This window comes from Cupriavidus sp. GW822-FHT06G04, assembly GCF_058799075.1.
The window spans coordinates 549,762-564,868 of record NZ_JBXALD010000002.1; the positions used below are offsets into that span (position 1 = coordinate 549,762).

The window sequence follows — 15,107 nt, forward strand, 5'->3', positions numbered from 1 at the left end:
CGGCATTACTCCGCGCGCGGCAAATCGAAGCTGAAGGCGGCCCATTGGCCGACTTCGCTCTCCGCGAACAGCGTGCCGCCATGGCGCTCGATCACCGCATAGCTGATCGACAGGCCAAGCCCCAGGCCCTGCCCCACTTCGCGCGTGGTGAAGAACGGCTCGAACACGCGCGCCAGATGTTCCGGCGCGATGCCGGGACCGTTGTCCCTGACCGTGACATGAAGCCGCTTTTCCTGCCAGCGCACCGTGGTGTGGATGGCGGGATCCTTGGTGCCCGCCTTGCGCATGGCCAGCGCGGCGTTAGAGAACAGGTTGATGAGCACGCCGATGATGGCGGCTTCGTCGCCGAGCACCAGCGTATCCACGGGCATTTCGCGAGTCATCTTGACACCGCGCAGCTCGTGCGCGGTCAGGCGCTGCGAGGAATCGAGCGCCTTTTCGAACAGGAAAGGCGTGCCTTCCACCTCCGCACCGGGCTTGCGGTAGGCAAAGGTTTTCAGGTCCGAAACGATATGCTGGATGCGCTGCATGCCCTGCTTGGCGTCGACCAGGCATTCCTGCAGCCCGGGCTCGGCCTTCGCCGCCGGCTCTTCCATCGCCACCTCGATGGCCATCAGGCAGAAATTCACCGGGTTGTTGACTTCGTGCAGCAGCCCCGCGGCCAGCGTGCCGATCGCCGCCATCTTTTCCTGCTGCAGCATCTGGCCCTTGATATCGACCAGCTTCCGGTTGATGACCTCGAGCTCGGTATTCTTGTCGGCAACCTCGGCCTTGAGCCGGAACAGCATGAAGCGCGCACGTTCGTTGAAGAACGTGTAGACGCCGCTGGCCGCCGCGGCAAACAACAGGAACAGCGAGTTGACGATGAACGTGCCAACCGGCTCGATGCCGCCCGGGTGCAGCAGGCACGCGGCGGCGTAAAGCAGGTACGAAAGGATGCCGAATACCAGGTTCTGCCACAGCCCGAACGGCAGCGCGATGCCCGAGGCGAAGATCGCCAGGTTCAGGCCCACGTAGTACGGCGATTCGACGCCCTCGGTGCGCGAGATCATCCACGCAATCATGATCTGCGGCAGCAGCAGCCACGTCATGGTCAGCCACGGGGCGAAGCGTCGCCCGGCCTGGCTGTAGAGCGCTACCACCACCGCGGCGATCATCAGCGACACCACCACGCGCGCCACCGCGAACGGCAGCTGGAAATGCGGATACTGGCCGTAGTCGAGCCCGACGCCGAGCATCACCAGCGCGATGGCCGTGTAGGCGCCGCCGCGGCTGAAAGCCAGACGAAAATCGGCGAGTTCCGACTGGTAGCCGGCGTAGAGCTGGTTCGAGCTCACGACCTTGGCAGGCGGCGCGGCCTCGTCCTCAGCGGATAGTGGCTTCGGCGAAGACATTGACGCCGGTTTCATCGACATAGAGTCGGTGGGCATGCGAGTTCTCCGGCAAAAGCGAGGACATTCCCGCCTCGTCGCGATAGATCAGGTACCACTCCAGCAAATGCTCCATCCCGAATTTCTCGGGGTTGTCGGAGTGGACGTTGGTGACCAGCAACTGGCCGCCGGGCTTGGAGCGCGATGCAAAGTACGACAGCAGGCGCGCGCAGACCTTGTCGGACAGGTAGTCGAATAGCCCCGCGCAGTAGACCGCATCGAATTCACGCACGCTGGGATCGTCGGCCGATATGCGGCGCTTGAGCAGTTCGTGCACGGATTGGTGCAGCATCTCCACCGATGCCTTGTGCCCGGCCGCCGCCGCGGAACGTTCGACGGAGTTGCGCGTGTATTCGAGGGTTTCCTCGCTGAAGTCGACGAGCTGGAACGACAGCAGTTCGGGATTCGGATATTCGCGCACGAAGCGCTGGATTTCGAAAGCCGGCCCGCATCCGACGTTCAGGATGCGGAACGTGCGGCCTTCCGCGCGTGCGCGCTCGGCCTGGCGCGTCAGGAAATCGATCAGCAGATCGATGCGGTTGCGGTGCGCCGTGGCCACCGCCGCCTTCAGGAACGCCGTGTTGACGATCTGGAAATACGTGGTCGGGCCTTGCTGCGGATCGCTGAGGATCTGGTTCACCATCTCGTAGTCGCCGGCATAGCCGAGCGGCTTGGTGAAAGTGCGATAGACGAACGGCGCGCGCAGCAGCAACGGGTGCAGCGCGGCCTGTGCGTAAGTGCGGTGCACGGGCGCCAGTTCAGGATCGACGCGCTGCGCCTCACCTTCGAGCCAGTCCAGGTAGGTCTTGACCTTGCCCATCAGCGGCGACGCCAGTTCGTAGAACACGTCCTCGCGCAGCCGCCCTTCCTTCTTGGGCAGCGATTCGGTCAGGTCGACCTGCTCCACCCAGCGCGACACTTCCGACAGGAACGCCCGCATTTCGTTGACCACGATCTGGTAATCGCGCCTGATATTGAAGCGCGTATCCCAGTCCTGCACGAATGTCTCGGCTTCGCGCGCGACCGATTTCGGGGCATCGTTGACGTCCGTCAGCTCGCGCCATTCGTCGATCAGCGTCAGGGAAACCACTGCGGTCAGGCCGGTGTTTACCAGGCTCATGACGACAGCTTTGCCCAGATAAGCGTTTTTCGCGCCCATTCGCACGGTCAGTTCGCTCAAGACCTCGCTGACCTGGACAATCGAATAGGGATTGTAGATTTCCATCACCAGCGACTTGCGCTGGAGATTGATGATCGTGCCCCGCACCTGCTCGCCCTGCGAGTTGCGGAAGCTAACTACCGGATCGATTTGCGTTTTGGAGTACACGGTATCGCGCCAGGGGAAATCCAAGAAACGCTGTAAGCCGCTACGCCTTCGGGCGTCGGCCAGGTACAGCTAGGCAAAATCTTGCGGCCAACTACCGAAAATCAGGGAATGCAGCCGATGCTCATATTGATGCGCGTGACCTGTTGCGGGAGCGCGCGCGACCGGCGGCACCGGTACGGGCGCGGCCCCAGAGGGTGGGACTGCGGCGAACCATTGTACTGTGGCAGTTCTAAACCGCACAACCGTGCACTCGCGGCCAGAAGTGGGGTATGCCGCGGTCAAAAAAAATGGCCCGGCAACCATGCCGGACCATGTCTTAGGGAAGTGACAACCTCCCGACCGGCGCTAATACGCCGGATTGAAGCGATACGCGATCAGTCGGCCTTGATGGCTTCCACCTGGATCGCCAGCTTCACGTCCTGCTTGAAGCCGTACTTGACGCCGTAGTCGAGGCCGAAGTCGGCGCGATTGAACGAGGCCACCGCATCGGCGCCACACGCTTCACGCTTGAGCATCGGATGCTGGATGCACTTGAATTCCTTGATCTCGAGCTTCACCGGCTTCGACACGCCGCGCAGCGTCAGCACGCCGTCCACTTCGGTCGGCACATCGCCGTTGAACTTCGAGAACTTGCCCTTGTACGTGGCATCGGGGAATTGCTGCACGTCGAACATCTCGGCGCTCTTGGCGTGTTCATTGAGCTTGCCGTTGCCGAAGTCGATCGATGCGGCGTCGATCTTGATGTCGACGGTGCCGGCCTTGGCAGCGCGATCGAGCGTAACCACGCCGGTGGACTTGTCGAACTTGCCGCGCCACTTCGACAGGCCGCCCATGTGGTCGGCCTCGAAGCTCGGATACGTGTGGGTCGGATCGATGTTGTACGTCGCGGCATTGGCCATGGCGGCGCCGGCGGCAAACGTGGCGGAAGCAGCCGCGGCGGCGGCGATCAGGGTGCGCATCTTCATGGAAAATCTCCCGTCAAAAAGTTGGAGAGTCAAAGCGAAAAAAATCGGCAAGGCGGCGTCGGCAGGAAATCCCGCATCAACCCTTCTTTGCCGGTGTCACGATGTGAAACTTGATCTGTACGTCATCGGCTACGACCGAGGTGTCCTTCCATTCTCCGTCGCCGATATTGAAGACGGTGCGCTTGATCGGCAGCACACCGTCGAATACCTGGGCGCCGCCCTCCTGCCGATAGGTGGCGGGCACGGTGACGTCAACGGTCTTGCCCTTGATGGTCAGCTTGCCGGCCACGTCGAACTTGCCAGCCGCGCCGGCCTTGATGCTGGTGGACTGGAACACGGCCTTCGGGTACTTGCCGGCGTCGAACCAGTCCTTGCCCTTGACCTCCTTGGTGGTCTCGGCATCGCCGATCTCGAAGGTCGACACATCGATCTCGACCTTGGCGGACGACGTTGCCAGCTTGGCCGGGTCGAAGTCGACCGTGGCGTCGAACTTTTTGAACTTGCCTTCCATCGGCACGCCGATCTGCTTGGCGGTGGCAGTGACCGAGCTCTTCGCAGCATCGATCTGGGCCCAGGCGAGATTGGCGGCCAGACCGGCCGTGGCCACTGCGGCCGCCACGAACATCGTGCCGGGACGGGACATGCGTTTCATCTGAGAGACTCCACTGGTGACTGGCCCGTGCGGGCCGTTGATCGGATACAGGGCAATGCGCCTGCAATCCCGCGCGGTCAGCGCAGGAACGGAATCATGCGGCCAAGCGTGCCATCGCGATCGATGATCTGGTGCTTGATGGCTGCGGCCGCGTGCACCACGACGATGCCGGCCATCAGGTAGTTCAGCCAGACGTGCGCAAACTTGAGGATCGGCTTGAGCGTGTCGCTGGCTTCGATCAGCGGCGGCAGTTTCCACAGGCCCAGATACACCACGGGCACGCCCGCCGACGAGCTATAGAGATAGCCGGTGATCGGCACCACCAGGATCAGTACGTACAGCAAATGATGTGCGGCCGCGGCGGCGCGGGCCTGCCAGGCAGGCGTGCCGGGCGCCACCGCGGGCGCTGCATGGGTGGCGCGCCACAGCACGCGCAGCACGGCCACCACGAAAATCGTCACGCCCAGCCACTTGTGCCAGGAATACAGCTTCAGCTTGGTAGGCGTCAGCCCCGGAATGCCGGTCATGTAGAGACCGAGACCGAAGGCGGCAAAGATGCCAAATGCGATCAGCCAGTGCAGGCCGATGGCCGTTGCGGTGTAGCGCGCTTCGCCGCGCGGCCACGCTCCATTGGAACCCATGTCAGTCAATCCCTTCGATTGTTGCTTTCGTTATGGTCAACAGCTGATGCCACCTGTTCCGACGGTCTGCTGCCTCAGGACGTGCCCGCCGTCGCAGCGAATTCTCGCATTATTATGGCGTCCGCATGGCCAGAGAAAGTACGAACTTCATTAAGTTGTTCAAATCGTTTGATGTGACGGAAGGCCGCACCCGTCGCTCGGACGACGATCCTAGCGCGCCGCAGGGCAAAACGGCAGCGGCGATTGGTCGCAGGGCGGCAAGGTCTGTCGATGCGCGGCACAAACAAAAAAGGCCGACCCGAAGGTCAGCCCTTGTTCAGCATGCCGCGCTGAGGTGCGCGGAATTCCCGCGCCCGGCGAGTGTCAGATGCGGTTTGCCAGTTCCACGGCCTTGCCAATATAGCTAGCTGGCGTCATGTCCAGCAGCAGCTGCTTGGCGTCGTCGGGGATCGCCAGACCCTGCACGAACGTCTGCAACGCCTCGCGCGAAATTCCCTTGCCGCGCGTCAGTTCCTTGAGCTGCTCGTACGGATTGGGCACGCCAAAACGACGCATCACGGTCTGCACCGGCTCGGCCAGCACTTCCCAGCAGTTGTCCAGGTCTTCGTTCAGACGTTCCGGATTGGTTTCCAGCTTGCCCAGGCCGCGCAGGCATGCCTCGTACGCCAGCAGGCTGTAGCCGAATGCCACGCCCATATTGCGCAGCACCGTCGAATCGGTGAGATCGCGCTGCCAGCGCGACACGGGCAGCTTTTCCGACAGATGGCGCAGTACGGCATTGGCCAGGCCCACGTTGCCTTCCGAATTCTCGAAATCGATCGGATTGACCTTGTGCGGCATCGTCGACGAGCCGATCTCGCCGGCCTTGGTCTTCTGCTTGAAGTAGCCCAGCGAGATGTAGCCCCACACGTCGCGGTTCAGATCCAGCAGGATCGTGTTGGCGCGCGCTACGGCGTCGAACAGCTCGGCCATGTAGTCGTGCGGTTCGATCTGGATCGTGTACGGGTTGAACGTCAGGCCCAGGCGCTGCTCGATCACCTGGCGCGAGAACGACTCCCAGTCGAACGACGGATAGGCCGAGAGGTGCGCGTTGTAGTTGCCAACGGCGCCGTTCATCTTGCCGAGCAGCTCCACGCGCTCGATACGGTCGATGGCGCGCGCCAGGCGCGCGGCCACGTTGGCGAGCTCCTTGCCCAGCGTGGTCGGGCTGGCCGGCTGGCCGTGCGTGCGCGACAGCATCGGCTGGTTGGCGTTGAGCTTGGCTAGTTCCACCAGGCGGGCCTGCACGCGCTTGAGCGTCGGCACGATGACGCCGTCGCGGGCGCCCTTGAGCATCATGCCGTGCGACGTGTTGTTGATGTCTTCCGAGGTGCAGGCGAAATGGATGAACTCGCTCGCTGCCTCAAGCTCGGCGTTACCCTTGACCTGTTCCTTGAGCCAGTATTCGACGGCCTTCACGTCGTGGTTCGTGACAGCCTCGATTTCCTTGATGCGCGCGGCGTCGGCCTCGGTGAAGTTGTCCACCAGCGCCTGCAGTGCGGCCTCGGACTGCGCCGAGAACTTCGGCACATCGGGCAGGCCGGCCTGCGCCAGCGCGATCAGCCAGTTGACCTCCACCTTGACGCGATTGCGCATGAAGGCCGCCTCGGACAGCCATTCGCGCAGCGCATCGGCCTTTGCGGCATAACGGCCATCGATGGGAGACAGGGCGGTGAGCGGCGAAAGGGATGAGGTGGACATGCTGGCAACCGGGAGAAATGGGGGTACAGGGGGCTCGCGCAGGAGGCGCTGGAACCATGGGAAGCGACCATAAGCGGCGATTTCGCCGCTCGTCCTTGCAAAGCAAGGGCCAGGACGGCCAGCGAAGGAGCGCAGCCGCCAAACGCGCAACGCGGGATTTTACCATCGGGCCATGGCGCTGTGCGGCTTGAGATCCGGCAGCCACAGCGATCGGCGCGCCACGCTCCATTGGCCCCGCAGTTGCATCGCGCCGCAGGTATACTCCGCCTCGCTTATCGATCAAGGGGAGAACATGAAGCTGTACGCGTCGCAGTCCAGTCCATACGCGCGCAAGGTGCGCATCGTGCTGGCGGAAAAGAAGATCGAGTACCAGATGATCGAGGAGAACGTCTGGTCGCCCGATACGACGATTGGTCAGTTCAATCCGCTCGGCAAGGTGCCGTGCCTCGTCATGGAAGATGGCGGCGCGGTATTCGATTCACGCGTGATTGCCGAATACGCTGACACCCTGTCGCCGGTCAGCCGCCTGATTCCGCAAGGCGGCCGCGAGCGCCTGGAAGTGCGCTGCTGGGAAGCACTGGCCGACGGCCTGCTGGACGCCGCGTTGCTGGTGCGGCTGGAAGGCACGCAACGCCAGCCGCAGGAACGCAGCGAAAGCTGGGTGGCACGCCAGCGCGGCAAGATCGACGCGGCACTGGCCGCCATGTCGGCCGGTCTGGCCGACAAGCCGTGGTGCACCGGCATCCACTACACGCTGGCCGATGTGGCCGTGGGCTGCGCGCTGGCGTATCTCGATTTCCGCTTTCCGGACATCGCCTGGCGCGCGCAGTATCCGAATCTGCTGGCTTTCCAGGAAAAGATCGAGAAACGCCAGTCGTTCATCGATACCGCCCCGCCGGCAGCCTGACGCCGCCTTCGGCAATCCATACGACAACGGCCGCGCATGCGGCCGTTTTGCTTACCGGATTACCGGATTACCGGATTACTGGATGATTCCGCCGCCGAGGCAGACATCGCCGTCGTAAAGCACGGCCGACTGTCCCGGCGTGACCGCCCATTGCGCCTCGGCGAACGACAAGTCCAGCGCGCTCGCATCGGCTGCCACCACGGTGCATGCCGCATCGCTCTGACGGTAGCGCGTCTTGGCCGCCATCGCAGCGCCGGCGGCCGGGGGCTCGCCCGCCACCCACGACAAATCCTCGGCATGCAGCACGGGCGTCAGCAGCCACGGATGATCGTGACCCTGCACCACATACAGCGTGTTGGTCGCCATGTCCTTGCGTGCCACGTACCATGCGTCGCCGGTGCCATCACGGCTGCCGCCAAGCCCGATGCCCTTGCGCTGGCCCAACGTGTAGAACGCCAGGCCGATGTGCTCGCCCACCACCTTGCCGTCGTCGGTCTTCATCGGGCCCGGCTTGGTCGGCAGGTAGCGATTGAGAAAATCGCGGAAAGGCCGTTCGCCGATAAAGCAGATGCCGGTCGAGTCCTTTTTCTTCGCATTGGGCAGGCCGATCTCCGCGGCGATTTCGCGCACGCGCGATTTGGGAATTTCGCCGAGCGGAAACAGCGTACGCGACAGTTGCGCCTGGTTCAGCCGATGCAGGAAATAGCTCTGGTCCTTGGTGTGGTCGAAGGCCTTGAGCAGCTCGAAGCGTCCGTTCGCGGCCTGGCGCACACGCGCATAGTGGCCGGTGGCGATGGTGTCCGCGCCAAGCGACATGGCGTGGTCCAGAAACGCCTTGAACTTGATTTCGGCATTGCACAGCACGTCGGGATTCGGGGTGCGGCCCGCCGAATATTCGCGCAGGAAATCAGCGAACACGCGGTCCTTGTATTCGGCGGCAAAATTGACCGCCTCCACATCCACACCGATCACATCGGCCACCGATGCGACATCGAGCCAGTCCTGCCGCGTCGAGCAGTATTCGCTGTCGTCATCGTCTTCCCAGTTCTTCATGAACAGGCCGATCACTTCATACCCTTGCTGCTTGAGCAGCCAGGCGGTCACCGACGAATCGACGCCGCCCGACATGCCCACCACCACACGCTTGCCGCTCACGATGCGGCCCCCGAGGCGGTGGCCGCGGCCGCGGCGATCGGGTCGGCGACGGCGGTCGGATGGGTGTGCAGCATATCGAGCGCAAACCGTTTGCCTGCCAGATAGTCGTCGACGCAAGCCATCAGCAGCGGCGAGCGATGGCGCTCGGTGCACGCGCGCAGTTCCTCGGCGGTCATCCATACGGTGCGCACGATGCCGGCATCGAGCTGGCGGCCTGCGTCCAGCGCGCCGAGGTCGCCCGTGAAGGCGAAGCGGATATAGGTGGTGTCGCCCTGGTCGCGCGACGAGCGGCCGCGACTCATGTAGCAACCGAGCAAGGCACGCGGTTCGAACGTGTGCGCGGTTTCTTCCAGCGTTTCGCGCACCACGGCGCGGATCAGGCTTTCACCGGGCTCGAGATGGCCCGCGGGCTGATTCAGGCGCAAGCCGTCCGGGGTTTCCTCTTCCACCATCAGGAAACGGCCGCCGCGTTCGATAACGGCGGCAACTGTGACGCTGGCATTCCATTCTCGTGACATGATGCACATTTTTTAAGCAATCGGGCATTTTACCGGTTGCCGTCGAAACGTGCATCGTTCTACCCCGTCACGCAGCCCGCGCGACGGTTGCTGGCGGCAGCAACGCCATCGCTGCGTCCAGCTGTGCCGCCAGCGTTTTCGATGCTGGCATCAAGGGTCGACGCACTTCCGCGGTGGCAAGACCGCACAGCGCAAGAGCCGCCTTGACCGGCGCGGGATTGGGTTCGGCGAACAACAGGCCGATCAACGGCGACAATTGCCGGAACAGCGCGCGGGCGGCCTCTTCGCGCCCGGTGCGCGCCAGTTGCAGCAGCCGCACAAACAGGTCTGGGCGTATATGCGCGGCAGCCGGCACGATGCCCGTACCGCCGCGCAGCAGATGCTCGAGCATCGACGCATCGTCGCCGCAAAATGCACCGATGCGGTCCTGCATCGCCAGCGTGCGCAATCCGGCCGGATCGCACTCCTTGATGGCGACGATCTGCGGATGCGTCGCCAGCCGCCAGACAAGCTCGGGCGACATCGTGCAGCCCGTGCGTTTGGGGACGTTGTAGAGCATCAGCGGCTTGCCGGTCTGGCCGGCCACACTGCGCATGTGCCAGGCGATGCCTTCATCGGATACGCGCAGATAGTACGGCGGCGGCACGAGATATCCGGCCAGCGCCAGACGATCGAGCTTGCGCACCTGATCGCACACGGCATGCGTGGCCACGCCGCCGACGCCTGCGATCACCGGCACCGCGCCATCGACGGCTTCGAGCACGGCGGCAGCCAGCATCGAACGCTCGGCATCGGTCAGCAGGCCGCCCTCGCCGGTCGTGCCAAGCACGATCAGGCCGTCGACGCCAGCCGCGGCGTAGTGCGCGGCCAGACGCTGGGCCGTATCGAGTGCCACGCGATCGTGTTGCAGCGGCGTGATCATCGGCAGCCACAAACCCTCGGCCAGCGCGCCGCGCGGCGCCTCACTGCGCGCCATGATCCTCTCCCAGCACAGACGCGGCGCCGAATTCCGCCGCCGGCAGCGCGGTCATGATCGCGTGCATCGCCGCATCGCGATCGGCACGTTCCACCTCCACATGCAGCGAGGTTTCGCCGTGGCGATGATCGACCTGCACGACGTAGATCCGCGCCATGCTGCCAATCGCGCGATGCAATGTCTGGCGCAGCGCAAACACCTGCGCCGACGACACCGCCAGCCGCAGGCGAATCCACTGATCGTGCGAAGGGGAGCGGCGTCGCGGAATCGAAGCAAACGCTACGGCGAGACTCGATGACTGTCGCATAAGGCGTGGTCCACGTTGCGCGGACCTTCTGTTGAACATGGCTTTATGCTAGGGATGCGCGCGTCAAGCTTGTGCATCGATTGCCGGGACGCGCATCAAGATCGCGTAAAGCCCGTAGGGTCAGAACGTCTTGGTAATCGATGCAAACGCCGTCGCCTTGCCCAGATAGCGGCCGCGCGAATTGGTGTAGACACTCTTGTCGGCATTGCTGCCGATATACGCAACGGCCAGCGCAAAGCCGTGGCCGAGGTCACGGGTCAAGCCGATTTTCCAGTCCGTGTACGACGCATCGCTGAAATGCTGCACGCCCTGGTATCCCACATGCGCATTGAGCGTGAGATCCCACACGTTGAGCGGAGCGTTGGCCGTGAGGTCGATGTAGTAACTGTTCTTGCTGTCGGCAAAACCGAACAGGTTGGTCACGGCGTGTGAATACTTGAGAAACACGGGCCCCCAGCCGACACCGGCGTAAATTTCCGTGGTGTACGGACGCGTCGCGGTATAGCCGCCCGGATAGTAGTACTCGAGCACGCCAACGTCGTAATTGATGTCCTGCTCCGCCAGCTTGAACGTATTCCGGAAGCCGCCGTAGAAATCCATTTCGACCGGCGCCGACACCGATGCGTCGGCGTCGCCGAGCCAGCTGATGCTGGAATTCCAGTTTCCGAGATAAAAACCGCTGGCGTGCGCATAATCGAAGCCGCCCTGCACGGCCGGGCGCCGGTCAGTCTGGCTGATACCGCGATATCGATAATCCGAAACCAGCGACACATTGGCGGTGAACGCATGCGGCGAGGTATTGGCGGCGTCCTGCGCTGGGGCCGGGACTTCCTGTGCCAATACCGAGGAAAACGGCGCTGCAAGCAGCACGCAGGCGGCCAGCGCGGCGGGCGCGGAAGTGAACAGACGAGTTGCAATCATGAGGGAGCGATAACGTGAAGGCGTGAAGGCGTTTGAATGAACATCGCGAAAGCGACGCAAGCGCCACGATATCGATCCGCGCATCAAATCGGCGTCAAGAAATACTGTGATGTCGATGTCATTTGGTAAAAGCGTAATTAGAGGCAATCGGGTCCGAATGAAACGAGCCATTTCATTCCGCGAAAAAATGAGTCTCGACGAAAGCACAAATCGCTGACCACCCAGTCACCACCGGACGTAAGTTTCGGGTAAGCTGCGCAAAAATTGATGCTGCGTTCCGCGCTGCACCAACGGGCGAGGACGTTGGCCCGACCAATACATAAAAACGCCAGACAGGAGAAATTGACGATGCATATCGGCATCCCGCTCGAGACGCGGGCAGGTGAGACGCGTGTCGCCGCCACCCCGGAGACCGTCAAGAAATACGTCGCGCAGGGCCATCAGGTCACGGTGCAGTCGGGCGCAGGCGTACGCGCCAGCATTCCCGACGCCGCCTTCGAAGCCGCCGGCGCTCGCATCGGGTCCGTCGCCGACGCACTGGGCGCGGAGCTGGTGCTGAAGGTGCGCGCACCGGACGACGCCGAGCGCGCGCAGATCAAGCCTGGCGCCGTATTGGTCGGCATGCTCAATCCGTTCGATGTCGAGAACAACGCGCGCATGGCCAGCGCCGCGATCACCGCATTTGCGCTGGAAGCCGCGCCGCGCACGACGCGCGCGCAGAGCATGGACGTGCTGTCGTCGCAGGCCAACATCGCCGGCTACAAGGCCGTGCTGGTGGCCGCGCACCACTACCAGCGCTTCATGCCGATGCTGATGACCGCGGCCGGGACAGTCAAGGCCGCGCGGGTGCTGATCCTGGGCGCGGGCGTGGCCGGGCTGCAGGCGATCGCCACGGCGAAACGCCTCGGCGCGGTGATCGAGGCATCGGACGTGCGCCCCGCCGTCAAGGAACAGATCGAATCGCTCGGCGCCAAGTTTCTCGATGTGCCATTTCTGACCGACGAGGAACGCGAGATCGCCCAGGGCGTGGGCGGCTACGCGCGTCCGATGCCTGCGGACTGGATGCGCCGCCAGGCCGAACTCGTCCACCAGCGCGCCACCCAGGCCGACATCGTGATCACCACCGCGCTGATCCCGGGCCGCAAGGCGCCGGTTCTGCTGGCCGAAGACACGGTCAAGCAGATGAAGCCGGGCTCCGTGGTCGTCGATCTGGCAGCCGTGCAGGGCGGCAACTGCCCGCTGACCGTGCCCGATGAAGTCGTGGAGCGCCACGGCGTCGTCCTGATCGGCCATACCAATCTGGCCAGCATGGTGGCGGCCGATGCGTCGGCGCTCTACGCGCGCAACGTGCTCGACTTCCTCAAGCTGATCGTCGACAAGGACGGCCGCTACACCCTCAACCTCGAAGACGACATCGTCGCCGCCTGCCTGATGTGCAAGGACGGCCAGGTCGTCAGGCAGGCCGCCTGATTTCCGCGATGACACGCTGGCGCGGACCGGACCGTCCGCGCCGCCATCGCTGCCGCGGCGTCGGCGCACCTTGATCTTGCAGTGGCGATCCTTGCAGTCCCGATCGACGTGACGCACGGCAGCACGTATTCGAAAGCAACGGAGGAGAAGTCGATGGAGATGGTGAACCACACGGTGATCAACCTGATCATCTTTGTGCTGGCGATCTACGTGGGTTACCACGTGGTGTGGACGGTCACACCGGCGCTGCACACCCCGCTGATGGCCGTGACCAATGCGATCTCGGCCATCATCATCGTCGGCGCGATGCTGGCGGCCGGCCTGACCGAAGGCGGCGTGGGCCGCATCATGGGCACGCTGGCCGTGGCGCTGGCCGCCGTGAACGTGTTTGGCGGCTTCCTGGTGACCCAGCGCATGCTGGAGATGTTCAAGAAAAAGGAACCGAAAGCGAAGGCGGGATCGGGCGCAGGCAAGGAGGCGGCGTGATGGAACTCATCAGCATGAACCTTGTGACGCTGTTGTACCTGGTGGCGTCGATCTGCTTCATCCAGGCGCTCAAGGGCCTGTCCCACCCCGCCTCGGCGCGCAAGGGCAACACCTTCGGCATGATCGGCATGGCGATTGCCGTGGTGACCACGCTGGCGCTGATCGTCAAGCTCAAGAACGAATTCATCGCCGCAGGCGCGGCGCAATCGTCGATCGGCACCGGCCTGGCGTTGATCTTCGGCGCACTGGTGGTGGGCGGCGGCATCGGCGCCTATGTGGCGCGCAAGGTCGAGATGACCAAGATGCCGGAACTGGTGGCGGCGATGCACTCGCTGATCGGTCTTGCGGCGGTGTTCATCGCGGTGGCCGCGGTGGCCGAGCCGGCAGCGTTCGGCATCACGCCGGCCGGCTCGCATGCGATTCCGTTGGGCAACCGTATCGAGCTGTTCATCGGCTGCTTCGTGGGCGCGATCACGTTCTCAGGTTCGGTCATCGCGTTCGGCAAGCTGTCGGGCCGCTACAAGTTCCGCCTGTTCCAGGGCGCGCCAGTGGTGTTCGCCGGGCAGCACTGGCTGAACCTGCTGCTGGCCGTCGCGATGATCGGCTTCGGCGTGATTTTCTTCATGTCGCAGGCATGGCTCCCGTTCCTGATCATGCTGGCCATCGCGTTCGTGCTGGGCGTGCTGATCATCATCCCGATCGGCGGCGCGGACATGCCGGTGGTGGTGTCGATGCTGAATTCGTACTCGGGCTGGGCGGCGGCGGGCATTGGCTTCTCGCTGAACAATCCGATGCTCATCATCGCCGGCTCGCTGGTCGGCTCGTCGGGCGCGATTCTGTCGTACATCATGTGCCGCGCGATGAACCGCTCGTTCTTCAACGTGATCCTGGGCGGCTTTGGCGGCGACACTTCGGCGGCGGCCGCGGGAGGCGCGCAGGCGCAGCGCAATGTGAAATCGGGCTCCGCCGACGACGCGGCATTCCTGATGAGCAACGCGGAAACCGTGATCATCGTGCCCGGCTACGGCCTGGCGGTCGCGCGGGCGCAGCATGCGCTCAAGGAATTGACCGAAAAGCTGACCGAGCACGGCGTGACCGTGAAGTATGCGATCCACCCCGTGGCGGGGCGCATGCCGGGCCATATGAACGTGCTGCTGGCCGAGGCCGAGGTGCCGTACGACCAGGTCTTCGAGATGGAGGACATCAACAGTGAGTTCGGCCAGGCCGACGTGGTGCTGGTGCTCGGCGCCAACGACGTCGTCAACCCGGCGGCCAAGACCGACCCGAAATCGCCGATCGCCGGCATGCCGATCCTGGAAGCGTACAAGGCCAAGACCATCATCGTGAACAAGCGCTCGATGGCGGCCGGCTACGCGGGCCTGGACAACGAGCTGTTCTATATGGACAAGACCATGATGGTGTTCGGCGACGCCAAGAAGGTGGTGGAGGACATGTTCAAGTCGGTCGACTAATCTGCCGTTAATACTGACAGGCCGCTCGTCCGGCGTGTGAATAAAGCAGCGCGCAGACCTGTCATCAATAAAATCGAACTACTGCGGCCAGCAACCAACGCTGGCCGTTTCCTTTTGCGTGGTCCGGTTGCACGCCCAAT

At 63.5% G+C, this 15,107-nt stretch carries 15 protein-coding genes; 4 read left to right on the forward strand and 11 right to left on the reverse strand.

Features of this window, described 5'->3' with window-relative positions:
- Positions 1-5 precede the first annotated feature (5 nt).
- The 6 genes from AC1RKI_RS06545 to purB all read right to left on the reverse strand — a co-directional run bounded on the left by AC1RKI_RS06545 (position 6) and on the right by purB (position 6,755).
- On the reverse strand, positions 6-1,337 hold the full coding sequence (locus AC1RKI_RS06545) for a sensor histidine kinase (protein ID WP_061955558.1): 1,332 nt from the start codon (positions 1,335-1,337) through the stop codon (positions 6-8).
- A 28-nt stretch (positions 1,338-1,365) separates the two neighbouring features.
- Positions 1,366-2,757, reverse strand: coding sequence for a class I SAM-dependent methyltransferase (locus AC1RKI_RS06550; protein WP_061955560.1), 1,392 nt, complete (start codon positions 2,755-2,757; stop codon positions 1,366-1,368).
- A gap of 374 nt (positions 2,758-3,131) precedes the next feature.
- A complete protein-coding gene (locus AC1RKI_RS06555; protein WP_061955488.1) occupies positions 3,132-3,722 on the reverse strand; it encodes a YceI family protein in 591 nt (196 codons plus the stop codon).
- 76 nt (positions 3,723-3,798) lie between these two features.
- Positions 3,799-4,374, reverse strand: coding sequence for a YceI family protein (locus tag AC1RKI_RS06560; RefSeq protein WP_061955486.1), 576 nt, complete (start codon positions 4,372-4,374; stop codon positions 3,799-3,801).
- 77 nt (positions 4,375-4,451) lie between these two features.
- The gene (locus AC1RKI_RS06565; protein ID WP_150979566.1) at positions 4,452-5,015 is read right to left on the reverse strand and encodes a cytochrome b; all 564 of its coding nucleotides are present in this window, start codon (positions 5,013-5,015) and stop codon (positions 4,452-4,454) included.
- Positions 5,016-5,378: 363 nt separating this feature from the next.
- Complete coding sequence (purB, locus tag AC1RKI_RS06570) at positions 5,379-6,755, reverse strand: adenylosuccinate lyase (protein ID WP_061955481.1); 1,377 nt, start codon at positions 6,753-6,755, stop codon at positions 5,379-5,381.
- 292 nt (positions 6,756-7,047) lie between these two features.
- Here purB and AC1RKI_RS06575 point away from each other — a divergent pair, with 292 nt between their 5' ends.
- On the forward strand, positions 7,048-7,662 hold the full coding sequence (locus tag AC1RKI_RS06575) for a glutathione S-transferase C-terminal domain-containing protein (RefSeq protein ID WP_061955556.1): 615 nt from the start codon (positions 7,048-7,050) through the stop codon (positions 7,660-7,662).
- A gap of 75 nt (positions 7,663-7,737) precedes the next feature.
- Here AC1RKI_RS06575 and mnmA read toward each other — a convergent pair whose 3' ends face one another.
- The 5 genes from mnmA to AC1RKI_RS06600 form a co-directional block, all read right to left on the reverse strand.
- A complete protein-coding gene (mnmA, locus tag AC1RKI_RS06580) occupies positions 7,738-8,817 on the reverse strand; it encodes a tRNA 2-thiouridine(34) synthase MnmA (RefSeq protein ID WP_227458949.1) in 1,080 nt (359 codons plus the stop codon).
- On the reverse strand, positions 8,814-9,344 hold the full coding sequence (locus AC1RKI_RS06585; RefSeq protein WP_150979563.1) for an NUDIX hydrolase: 531 nt from the start codon (positions 9,342-9,344) through the stop codon (positions 8,814-8,816). The genes mnmA and AC1RKI_RS06585 overlap by 4 nt, the downstream gene beginning before the upstream one ends.
- Positions 9,345-9,402: 58 nt before the next feature.
- The gene (gene dapA, locus AC1RKI_RS06590; protein WP_061955475.1) at positions 9,403-10,311 is read right to left on the reverse strand and encodes a 4-hydroxy-tetrahydrodipicolinate synthase; all 909 of its coding nucleotides are present in this window, start codon (positions 10,309-10,311) and stop codon (positions 9,403-9,405) included.
- Positions 10,298-10,618 (reverse strand): hypothetical protein, encoded by a 321-nt coding sequence (locus AC1RKI_RS06595; RefSeq protein ID WP_341248139.1) that lies wholly within the window; start codon positions 10,616-10,618, stop codon positions 10,298-10,300. Before AC1RKI_RS06595 ends, dapA begins: the two co-directional genes overlap by 14 nt.
- A 120-nt stretch (positions 10,619-10,738) precedes the next feature.
- Positions 10,739-11,539, reverse strand: a complete 801-nt coding sequence (locus AC1RKI_RS06600; protein WP_492794436.1) for a TorF family putative porin — start codon at positions 11,537-11,539, stop codon at positions 10,739-10,741.
- A 348-nt stretch (positions 11,540-11,887) separates the two neighbouring features.
- Here AC1RKI_RS06600 and AC1RKI_RS06605 point away from each other — a divergent pair, with 348 nt between their 5' ends.
- From AC1RKI_RS06605 to AC1RKI_RS06615, 3 genes are all read left to right on the forward strand, one after another.
- Positions 11,888-13,009: a Re/Si-specific NAD(P)(+) transhydrogenase subunit alpha gene (locus AC1RKI_RS06605; protein ID WP_492794434.1), complete on the forward strand. Its 1,122-nt coding sequence runs from the start codon at positions 11,888-11,890 to the stop codon at positions 13,007-13,009.
- 153 nt (positions 13,010-13,162) lie between these two features.
- Positions 13,163-13,495 (forward strand): NAD(P) transhydrogenase subunit alpha part 2, encoded by a 333-nt coding sequence (locus tag AC1RKI_RS06610; RefSeq protein WP_061955554.1) that lies wholly within the window; start codon positions 13,163-13,165, stop codon positions 13,493-13,495.
- Positions 13,495-14,967 carry an NAD(P)(+) transhydrogenase (Re/Si-specific) subunit beta gene (locus tag AC1RKI_RS06615; RefSeq protein WP_061955466.1) on the forward strand — a complete coding sequence of 491 codons (1,473 nt, stop codon included), beginning with the start codon at positions 13,495-13,497 and terminating at the stop codon, positions 14,965-14,967. The genes AC1RKI_RS06610 and AC1RKI_RS06615 overlap by 1 nt, the downstream gene beginning before the upstream one ends.
- The last annotated feature ends 140 nt before the right edge of the window (positions 14,968-15,107 follow it).

Coding starts and splice junctions, on each gene's coding strand:
- AC1RKI_RS06575 (WP_061955556.1), top strand. CDS start 7,048: ATGAAGCTGTACGCGTCGCAGTCCAGTCCATACGCGCGCAAGGTGCGC.
- AC1RKI_RS06585 (WP_150979563.1), bottom strand. CDS start 9,344: ATGTGCATCATGTCACGAGAATGGAATGCCAGCGTCACAGTTGCCGCC.
- AC1RKI_RS06615 (WP_061955466.1), top strand. CDS start 13,495: ATGGAACTCATCAGCATGAACCTTGTGACGCTGTTGTACCTGGTGGCG.
- AC1RKI_RS06595 (WP_341248139.1), bottom strand. CDS start 10,618: ATGCGACAGTCATCGAGTCTCGCCGTAGCGTTTGCTTCGATTCCGCGA.
- AC1RKI_RS06600 (WP_492794436.1), bottom strand. CDS start 11,539: ATGATTGCAACTCGTCTGTTCACTTCCGCGCCCGCCGCGCTGGCCGCC.
- AC1RKI_RS06605 (WP_492794434.1), top strand. CDS start 11,888: ATGCATATCGGCATCCCGCTCGAGACGCGGGCAGGTGAGACGCGTGTC.
- AC1RKI_RS06560 (WP_061955486.1), bottom strand. CDS start 4,374: ATGAAACGCATGTCCCGTCCCGGCACGATGTTCGTGGCGGCCGCAGTG.
- AC1RKI_RS06555 (WP_061955488.1), bottom strand. CDS start 3,722: ATGAAGATGCGCACCCTGATCGCCGCCGCCGCGGCTGCTTCCGCCACG.
- purB (WP_061955481.1), bottom strand. CDS start 6,755: ATGTCCACCTCATCCCTTTCGCCGCTCACCGCCCTGTCTCCCATCGAT.
- AC1RKI_RS06565 (WP_150979566.1), bottom strand. CDS start 5,015: ATGGGTTCCAATGGAGCGTGGCCGCGCGGCGAAGCGCGCTACACCGCA.
- AC1RKI_RS06610 (WP_061955554.1), top strand. CDS start 13,163: ATGGAGATGGTGAACCACACGGTGATCAACCTGATCATCTTTGTGCTG.
- dapA (WP_061955475.1), bottom strand. CDS start 10,311: ATGGCGCGCAGTGAGGCGCCGCGCGGCGCGCTGGCCGAGGGTTTGTGG.